Consider the following 9,350-nt stretch of genomic DNA (forward strand, 5'->3'; position numbering starts at 1 on the left):
AAGCTGCTCCTACTTTTGGCCGATGTTATTTTGAAACCTACAGGTGTCAATTTTAGTGAGCTAGGTAGGATGGAGAATTTTTAGTTTTGGATAAAAACTAGATTCCCAACTCAAAAATCACTAAAAAACCACGAATACAAGCATTTTTTACTAAACTTTATATTCAAGTCAAGGTCAATGCTTAGCATAGTGCAGCACGACCATCTAGCGGTGAAGAGCGAACTCAAGCTCCTAAACTACGTACAACAATGGTTTGAGCAATTCTGTTTAAAATATTTGTCTCAGTTTGGCTGGTCAGAAAGCCAACTTTATCGCCTCAATTTAGCATTAGCTGAAGGTTTTACCAATGCAGTTCGTCACGCTCATGGTGCTTTACCACCAGAAACGACCATAGAGATTGAAGTTAGTCTGTGGATTGACAGATTAGAGGTGAGAATTTGGGATCAAGGAAAACCCTTCAATCCCGATGCGATCGCAGAACCACAGCCAGGTACTCTCCAAGTAGGGGGATATGGCTGGTTTCTGCTGCGACGATTGGCCGACCATGTTGTCTACGAACGCAGTACAGATGGTAAAAATTGTTTACTGATCCTAAAGTATGCTAGAGAAGATTCAAAATAAAACGGATAAAATAGTTTTGTTATAAAATTATTTAACTTTCGTTGATTTTCTCCGTAATAGATTGGAATTTAAATGCGGATTGATACAGCCGAAAAAAAGCCAAGTTTAGATCAGAAACTTCACAAACCAGCTAACCATCTGTTTGTGTTTTTAGAGATTTTTGCCCGTGAAGGTGGGATTCAATCTTATGTTAAGGATATTTTTCGTACTTATTCAGGATTGAATGTTGGCTGTCAAGCAGACGTTTTTCTATTGCGAGATAGTTTGGACAAATCAGATCCTTTAGAGTTCGATAATTTAAAATTTCATTATTTTCAAAATAAGTCGCCTCAAATGGGGAGGCTGAAAATGGCAGGGACTTTGTTGAAATTTTTTTTACAAAAACGACCCCAACACGTTTATTGCGGTCATATTAACCTAGCCGTACTAATTCAAACCCTATGCCAACCATTGGGTATTCCTTATACTGTCCTCACTTATGGTAAAGAAGTTTGGGAACCCCTGAACAAAAGTGAACAGAGTGCTTTAGCCTCAGCAAATAACATTTGGACAATTAGCCGTTATAGCCGCGATCGCGCTTGTGCTGCCAATAGTCTAAATCCTGAGAAAATTAAAATGCTGCCCTGTGCCATTAATAGCGAGAAATTTACTCCGGGTTCAAAACAACCAGAATTAGTGGAAAAGTATGGCTTAGGTGGTACTAAGGTATTAATGACTGTGGCGCGACTATGGTCAGGAGATATTTATAAAGGTGTAGATGTAACTATTCGCGCCTTACCCCAAATAGCGGCAGTTTTCCCAGAAATAAAATATTTGGTAATTGGTCGGGGCGATGACCAACCACGATTAGCCCAGTTAGCAGCAGATTTAGGAGTAAGCGATCGCGTGGTGTTTGCGGGTTTTGTGCCGACAGAAGAGTTAATCGCCCACTATCGCCTCGCTGACGCTTATATTATGCCCTCTCAAGAAGGCTTTGGGATTGTTTATCTAGAAGCCATGACTTGCGGTATCCCAGTGCTATCCGGTGATGATGATGGTTCGGCTGACCCTCTGCAAGACGGGAAACTGGGGTGGCGAGTACCGCACCGCGATTCAGAGGCGGTAGCAACAGCTTGTATTGAAATTTTGCAAGGTCACGATCAGCGTTGTGATGGGGAATGGTTAAGAGAACAAGCGATCGCTCTTTTTGGCATGGCAGCCTTTAAACAGCGTTTACAAGAACTGCTTTTGTCCTGAGTTGTAAGTCGATAGTCCCAAGACGCAATTAATATTTCTTGACTTTTGGGAGTTGACTTTAAGCTTTTGACTCTCCATTAAACTCGCTATCCTAGAGATAGAGCAAGACAATTATTTAAAAAATGAGCCTAAAATCTTTGCAATTGAGTCTTGAAAATCTTCGCCCTTGGCTCACTGTGTTAGCAGTTTTCTGGTTGCTGGCATCATTAGGCTTAGGGTGGTTGGTGAATTCGTTGTTAATTATCTTTGGTTTGCTGTTTTTGACACCCGTTGTCGCCTTCTTGGGGTTTCGCTGGTGGCTACAACGCAATTTAGTTAATGATCAGTGTCCTGTCTGCAATTATGAATTTACAGGCTTAAATAACACTCAATTGCAGTGTCCTAATTGTGGAGAGCAATTATCAGTAAATCAAGGTCATTTTCAGCGCTTCACACCAGAAGGCACAATTGATGTAAAAGCGATTGAAATACCAGCTAAAACACTAGAAGAGCAAAAATGAAGTCAACCGAGTGTATATCTCACACAAAGGCAAGGCTACACAAATTGATTAGCTAAAAAAATTGTCCACTGTTTGCAGCAGCTAAAGCCAACTCATCGGTTGCACCCCAAAATTTTAGCCCTGAGAGTGTCCTGCTTGATACTATCGCGATCGCATCGGCTAATAGAGAATGAACTCGTCCTGGTATTTTGTATGGCGATAGCGTTCGCGTAGCGTGTGCTTTGCACTCAGCACTGCTGCAAAGCAATGAAAGCAAATCATTAATTTCACAATCAGCCGCACTAACGGAAATTACCAGGATTCAAACGAGCAGGGTTTTGAGGCTGAGGATTACTGGCTGCGCCTTGTCTGAGAGTACCACCATCTTGAGGTGCAAGGTAAGGTTTCAAATTAATCCCACCTCTAGAGGTACTAGCACGATTGTTACCACCACCGAGAAGCGTGCGGCCTAAGTTGTATAATTCGTTTATTCCTCCTTGATTGCGATCGCCATAAGTATTGACAGCAGTTGTTTGTTGTCCACCATCAGCAGTAATCAAGTTTTGGAAAACACTATTACGAACTACAAAAGGATCTTGTCCACGGGGTACTGTCAGCACAATGCGACAAAATGAGTTAGCCTCAGTCGTTACACAGACAATATTCTCATTATTTTCTACAGCCGTTTGAAGTTCTTGTAAACCATCTGGGCGATATAATTCCAAACGACTCGCAATGGCTTCACAGCGTCTTTGTGGACTCCATCCACCACCTAAAGCTGCTGGTGCTGCCCAAGGAAAGAATTGCCCTGGTAAATTTTGGGGTTGATACATAACAGTGTACTGCCCATTTTGGAATTGACAGCTAAACCTAGTCCCACTCGTTATAGTTTGTGCGTCTGTTGGTATGCCTGTTTGTGTATCTGTTGAAGTTGATGTACCGCCTGAAGGTATTGTTGGTACAACAACATCACCGGAAGTAGAATCATCAAATTGAGCAAAGGCCGCAGAATTACTTAGGAACAAAGATAAGCCCAGACTGCTCAAAACTATAAACTTTAAAGGTTGTGAAGACATAAATTATTGCCTAGTCTAAATCGGTTAGAGAACTGATATAAGTGACGAATAATTTTAGATTTTTGATTCATGAAGCACGCGATTTTTTCTTCAACTAGCTGTTTCACCCGTGCTTGCACTGCCCTATGTTGTTCAACTTCTTCATAGGTGTAGCAAGCTCTTCTCTGGGCATGGGTGTTATGGCGGTTTTCATAAGAGCGAGAACAGTGTTAATAGTTCAAAACCTTGAACAAACAGGCTTTATACTCAGAACTCAGCACTTTGCTATATTAGTACGGCACACTACGCGAACAGCAAATCCTAATTAAAAGTGGCTGTGCCGAATGACAGCAACAGCCATTTCAAGATTAGCAGTAGAAACTTTCTGGTTCGTCAAAATTCTTTTCTCAAAAAGAGCGTTATTGCTTAAAGTCGAACGGAAATAGCTGTTTCTTGGTCGTACCCGCTACCCTGACAAAACTCATCTACCCAAGAAGCCAAACTAGAGGCATTATTGTTGAGTGATGGATTAACTTTATGGGGGATATCTTTTGGTGTTGGTGGTATTTTTCCATGATTATAATTACCTGAAATTGCTGGTTTAAGGCAGTCGCGTAAAAATAAAATCCCTGTTAAACAATTTGTCCTGAGTAACAGAGTCCCAAACTTGATGGGTAAATGATAAAATCTGGAATCCTTCAGTTTTCGGGAGGGTAGAGTTTTCGCTTTGTTAAGTACGTCGATAGTAATTGCCAGAGGCGATCGCACTGGTTTATCTTGAGGTAATACACTAGAGGATGACTTAGCGGAATGTACCATCTTGGCAGCAGTCGGGGAAATAGCCTTTGTAGCCACCGCAACCGATGATACAAGTTTTTGTGTAGGAATAATCTCAGGATTTTCTGTATATGCTGAATATGCTGACACAGGTTTATTTAACCGTGGCAGCGCATCAGTTTGAGAATGTAGAGTTGCAGCCGGAAAAATCTTAGGAGTAACTGCAACCAAAGGTTCAGATTTGCTTTCAGTACACTTTTCTTCTAAAGATTCGGTTTCAAACTGTGTCGTAATTAAAGAATCATCCGAACTGATTAAACGTAACTCTTCATCAGGATTGAAGTTCAGACCTAAAGCTGCAACTATCTGATCGGGATTATTATTCAGATCCAGGATAAAAGAAATTGCCTGATCAAATTGTGGCTCTAACACCGACAAAGTAGCCAAAATAAACCCAGATGAAGGACGACGCAGACCATTATAAGTACCCCAAACCCTGATTTTAGCCAGCCAAGCACGATTTTGCTCGTAGTAACTCAGCCATTTAATTTTCACAGACTGACGTAGCTGCTGAATATTCATAATGTAAATTTTTAATTTGCTTAACCCTGAGTATGAAATCGATAATAAAGCATTCTTTTAACACTTTGACCACCTAGCAAATGTTGTTCTACCACTAGAGATACTTCATTAGGTCTAACGCCGCAATACCAAACCATATCCGGTAACACCAGCACCATTGGCCCGTTACCACATTGTCCCAAGCAACCGCTAGCCATTACCGTGACATCTGGGACTGGTAAAGCTGTAAAAGCCGCTAACACCTCGGCGGCACCTTGCTTTTTACAAGTGCGATTTTGGCACACCCGCACACATCTAGCAGCAGAACTTGGGTCTTTTTTAGAGGAGTTAGATAATTGACTTATATTTGACATTTTTGTAATCAGTAGTAGAGTCCCTGGGAAAATGGGATGATTACCACCCCTCTCCTTACTTGCGGCTCAGGTGTACACACAAATGATTAAATTAAGTAGGGCTTGCTGTTCGCGTAGCGTGCCGTTAGGTATAAAAGTTATTGGTGAGGATAGGGAATAGGGAACAGTTTCAGTTGTCTGTCATCCCCAAATTTTCTGATTTATTTAACCCAAAATTCACACTTTTGATCGTACACCCTACCCCAATCAAGGTTTTGAGACTTGTGTGTACACAGTAGCCCTTGCCGGGAAGGGGTTGGGGTGAGATTTTATGAAATTGCTCAAACAGTGAGATTATCCCATAACTAATAATTAATGACTAATCCTTTTGACGCTAGCCATTCACTGTTGAAAATGCGTGACTGATACCGAGAACCGCTATCACATAAAATAGTAGCAATAGTATGTCCTGGCCCCATCTGCTTTGCTAAAGCCACAGCAGCACCAACATTAATACCAGTAGAACCGCCCATCAATAGCCCATCTTTCCGCAAAAGTTGATAGACTACTCGCAAAGCTTCTGTGTCATCTATCTGGATAGCATCATCAATGGGTACGCCTTCCATATTGGCAGTGATGCGGCTATTACCGATGCCTTCGGTGATAGAATTGCCCTCTATCTTGACTTGACCAGTTTTGATATAGCTATAGAGTCCACTACCCATCGGGTCAGCAACCACGCACTTAACATTTGGATTTTGTGATTTCAGGTACAAAGACACACCAGCAAAAGTGCCGCCAGTACCAGTTGCAGCTGTCCAGCCATCAATTTTACCGTTGGTCTGTGTCCAAATTTCCGGCCCTGTAGTTTCGTAGTGGGCAAGGCGGTTGGCTAAATTATCAAATTGATTTGCCCAAATAGCATTATCTAACTCAGCAGCTATTCTGCCTGATAGTTTGACATAGTTATTAGGGTCTTTGTAGGGAACAGCTGGTACAGGACGCACTTCTGCACCCAGGGTGGTTAGTGCATCTATTTTTTCTTGGGATTGGGTATTGGGAATAATAATCAGGCATTTATAGCCTTTGGCGTTGCAAATATGGGCTAAACCAATCCCCGTATTCCCTGCGGTTCCTTCAACGACAGTACCACCGGGTTTGAGTAGACCCTTTTTTTCTGCATCTTCAATAATATAAAGTGCGGCGCGGTCTTTAACGGAACCCCCAGGATTAAGAAATTCTGCTTTACCAAGGATTTCGCAACCGGTTTCTTCACTAAAGCTGTTTAAGCGAATTAGCGGGGTGTTCCCAATGCTGCCGACAAATCCATTTTTGATATCCATTTTAACTTTCCTGAGTTCTGGTCTATAAAAATTTTGGCGTATTACGGTGGTAATATTGACAGATTTTTCCACCAAAATACTAATACACCATATACACCATAAATATTTCTCCTCACCTACTCATTCTCTGCGACTCTGCGTGAGAATTCCTTTCTGAGACGAATAAGTGCAAATACTCAGGAGCTTCAGGTCAAAAAAGGGAGACAAGCAAAAAAAATTAAAAAAAAAGAAAGAGCTATCCTAAGTTGACAATTAAATAGACATACTTATACACTTATGGACAAATCTATAAGTATATTTATGTTTAAACCACATGAATTTGCCGAGAAAATTGGAGTTTCTGTGAAAACACTACAAAGATGGGACAATTCTGGAAAATTACCAGCAAAAAGAACACCATCGGGGCATCGGTAGTTTTATCGAGGTTGGCTAAACCTTGAAAGCTTACCGAGGGATAACCGCTCCCATGCTCCCTTTGACGTAAGAAGTAAATGTCTAGCTTTGTCTAGTATTTATATAGCAGGAAAGAACATTGTTTCTAACCTCAGAAATAAAAATTAAAAATACAGAATGATTTTGAGCTATATTATGTACCCAATCCTATATCAAGATTTAGGAATGGAAACCAAGATGAAGAAATTTTAATTTAACTGGTAATTAGTCAAAAAATAATTAATTATTCATTACTAATTACCAGTTTAGTGAATATCAAGATTTCGGGACTATTGGCACACCATCTTTTAGATTCAATAGTCCTGAAGTAATAATTTGATCTTCTGGCTGTAATCCTGCTAAAACTTGGTAATAATTATCTCTGACATTGCCTAACTTTACTCGTTTTTGTCGAGCTATTAGTTGAGAAATTCCTTGTGATGACTCTTCTGTTTTGATGACATAGACAAAAGTTTCTCCACCTAAACGAGATACGGCTTTTGTGGGTACTAATACTCCAGAACGCTGATTTAAAATCACTCTAGCTCGCACTAATCCTTCTGGTTGTAGCTGACCTTCAGAATTATTAAAAAGTGCTTTTACCAGAACTGATGGCTTTTCGTTATTAGTATCAGGAGCAATTAAAGAAATTTTACTAGTGCTAAGAATTTGACCTTGTGGATTCAAAACCTCTACAGGCATTCCCTGACGTAATTGGTTACTTTGTTCTGGTGGAACAGAAATTTTGACTTCTAAAGGTTGCTTCTGAGAAACAGTAACCAGTGGTGTGGAAGTATTAACTAAATCACCTACTTGTACGGGTATTTTGCTAACTATGCCACTAAAAGGTGCTGTAATTCTATAATTTTGCGGCTGTAGTTGTTGGTTTTTGATATCTTCCTCAGCTTGCTGTACAACTTTTTCAGCCTGTGATATGGTTGTTTGCTGTCCTTGAATCTGGGCATTAATGGCACTGAGATGAGCCTGGGCTGTGGCAACTTTGCTGGCATACTCATCCCTAGCACGTCGAGATACAGCTCCCTGCGCTGCTAAGTTAGCATACCTTTCATAGTCTTGTTGCTGCAATTGCAAATCAGTAATTTGAGATTGGCGAGCTGCTTCCAAAGATTGAAGTTTAGCACGGGCATTTTCTCGTTGTGCGATGGCAGCCTGTTTCACAGCATTAGTTTCGTCGATTGTTGCTTGTCTAGAGTCTACTTGGATAATTGCTGTTCCGGCTGTAACTGGCTCTCCCGATTTGATAAATATTTGAGTAACTTGCCCCGGAATTTTTGATGGTATCTGTATTGAACGCTGAGGCTCTAAACTAGCAACAAAGTCTGAACTTTCTTCAACTGTACCAAGTTTTACTGATGATATCTTGACTCTTACTCCTGGAGTTTTAATATTAGTAGATGGTGCTTGATGTGTAGGAGTTAATACACGCCAAATCGTAGCCATTCCGCCCCCAATTATTAGTATAAAAGCTAACAATAATCTTAGCCACCGTCGTTGTTTAAAGGGTGACTCGTCTGAGGTTTGTGAAAGATTGTCTCCAAAATCAGTTTGCGGCTCAGGGGATGTCATAGGAAACCTAAAAACAAATTAATTAATACTAAATCAGGATTTGGTATTTTGCCATGCAAATAATTGCTTCAGATGAAAACTTTGTAGAACATGATCATGATATGTTACACATCTAAAATATACTGTTGAATGAATTATCCTTAAATCTATCTAAAGGTGCATGATAAATTTAAATTATGAAGTAATAGCGAAAACAGGACTTGGGGGACTGGCCATTCTGCCCACATTTGCGCTTGCAAGACTCAGTGAAAATAAATCGTAATTCGTAATTAAAAACACATTAATTAATTCTGTAATTTTTTGATTCGCCATAGATAAATCAGTAGGAGAGAATTACGAATTACGTTAGCGTAGCTCTCCCGTTCGCGTAGCGTTCCGCAGGAAAGGGAGCATTACGAATTACAGGCTACTCATTTCTTTGGCAAATTGCTGAGAAATAAAAGGTAAGATATCTCGGCTTTTAGCGTTGGCTTTACCTTCAGTAAATACTACTAAAATGTAGGGACGCTGTTCTGGTAACTCAATATACGCTGCGTCATGGCGAACTTGACTTGTCCATCCGGCTTTTGACCAAATTTGAGCATCTTGGCTGAGTCCACCACCCAAAAAACCTGTTACTTGGTCTTCTTCGACATCAGTGGGTAAATCATCGGAGTTGAGACTACGTTTGAGCAAATTCATCATGGCTTGCGATCGCGTGCTAGACACTGCCACCCCACCCACAATACTATGAAGTAACTTAGCGATCGCATTGGTGGTTAACATATTGCGATTATCGAGCATTTCCCCATAAAATGCCCGTTCCCTGCCATAAGGGCCATCACCCCAAGTTTTCTGACAGACATTAATTGTCTCCATTTCCTCCCAGCCCAAAGATTGGAAATAGCGGTTAACAATATGACGTTG

General features: G+C 40.7%; 9 protein-coding genes and 1 pseudogene. 4 read left to right on the top strand and 6 right to left on the bottom strand.

What is annotated here, in order from left to right; translation table 11 throughout:
- The first annotated feature begins 177 nt into the window (after positions 1-177).
- The 3 genes from VB654_RS10670 to VB654_RS10680 all read left to right on the top strand — a co-directional run bounded on the left by VB654_RS10670 (position 178) and on the right by VB654_RS10680 (position 2,357).
- Positions 178-621 (top strand): anti-sigma regulatory factor, encoded by a 444-nt coding sequence (locus VB654_RS10670; protein WP_323213694.1) that lies wholly within the window; start codon positions 178-180, stop codon positions 619-621.
- Positions 622-693: 72 nt separating this feature from the next.
- Positions 694-1,857 (top strand): glycosyltransferase, encoded by a 1,164-nt coding sequence (locus tag VB654_RS10675; protein WP_323213695.1) that lies wholly within the window; start codon positions 694-696, stop codon positions 1,855-1,857.
- Between the two features lie 122 nt (positions 1,858-1,979).
- Positions 1,980-2,357, top strand: coding sequence for a hypothetical protein (locus VB654_RS10680; protein WP_323213696.1), 378 nt, complete (start codon positions 1,980-1,982; stop codon positions 2,355-2,357).
- 281 nt (positions 2,358-2,638) lie between these two features.
- Here the strand turns inward: VB654_RS10680 and VB654_RS10685 are convergent, their stop codons facing one another.
- The 4 genes from VB654_RS10685 to VB654_RS10700 form a co-directional block, all read right to left on the bottom strand.
- Entirely contained in the window at positions 2,639-3,412 is a 774-nt protein-coding gene (locus VB654_RS10685; RefSeq protein WP_323213697.1) for a COP23 domain-containing protein, read from the bottom strand.
- Positions 3,413-3,817: 405 nt separating this feature from the next.
- On the bottom strand, positions 3,818-4,750 hold the full coding sequence (locus tag VB654_RS10690) for a DUF5331 domain-containing protein (RefSeq protein ID WP_323213698.1): 933 nt from the start codon (positions 4,748-4,750) through the stop codon (positions 3,818-3,820).
- 20 nt (positions 4,751-4,770) lie between these two features.
- Entirely contained in the window at positions 4,771-5,103 is a 333-nt protein-coding gene (locus VB654_RS10695; protein ID WP_323213699.1) for a (2Fe-2S) ferredoxin domain-containing protein, read from the bottom strand.
- Positions 5,104-5,447: 344 nt separating this feature from the next.
- Positions 5,448-6,425, bottom strand: coding sequence for a cysteine synthase A (locus VB654_RS10700; RefSeq protein ID WP_323213700.1), 978 nt, complete (start codon positions 6,423-6,425; stop codon positions 5,448-5,450).
- 300 nt (positions 6,426-6,725) lie between these two features.
- Here VB654_RS10700 and VB654_RS10705 point away from each other — a divergent pair.
- A pseudogene (locus tag VB654_RS10705) lies at positions 6,726-6,836 on the top strand (MerR family DNA-binding transcriptional regulator); the annotation flags it as partial.
- A 297-nt stretch (positions 6,837-7,133) separates the two neighbouring features.
- Here the strand turns inward: VB654_RS10705 and VB654_RS10710 are convergent.
- Together VB654_RS10710 and VB654_RS10715 are read right to left on the bottom strand one after the other, a co-directional pair.
- A complete protein-coding gene (locus tag VB654_RS10710) occupies positions 7,134-8,444 on the bottom strand; it encodes an efflux RND transporter periplasmic adaptor subunit (protein ID WP_323213701.1) in 1,311 nt (436 codons plus the stop codon).
- Positions 8,445-8,843: 399 nt separating this feature from the next.
- A partial coding sequence (locus tag VB654_RS10715; RefSeq protein WP_323213702.1) for a serine hydrolase occupies positions 8,844-9,350 on the bottom strand: 507 nt, incomplete at its 5' end.

The sequence above is a fragment of the Nodularia sp. UHCC 0506 genome (assembly GCF_034931045.1).
In the GTDB taxonomy this organism is placed as follows: Bacteria; Cyanobacteriota; Cyanobacteriia; order Cyanobacteriales; family Nostocaceae; genus Nodularia.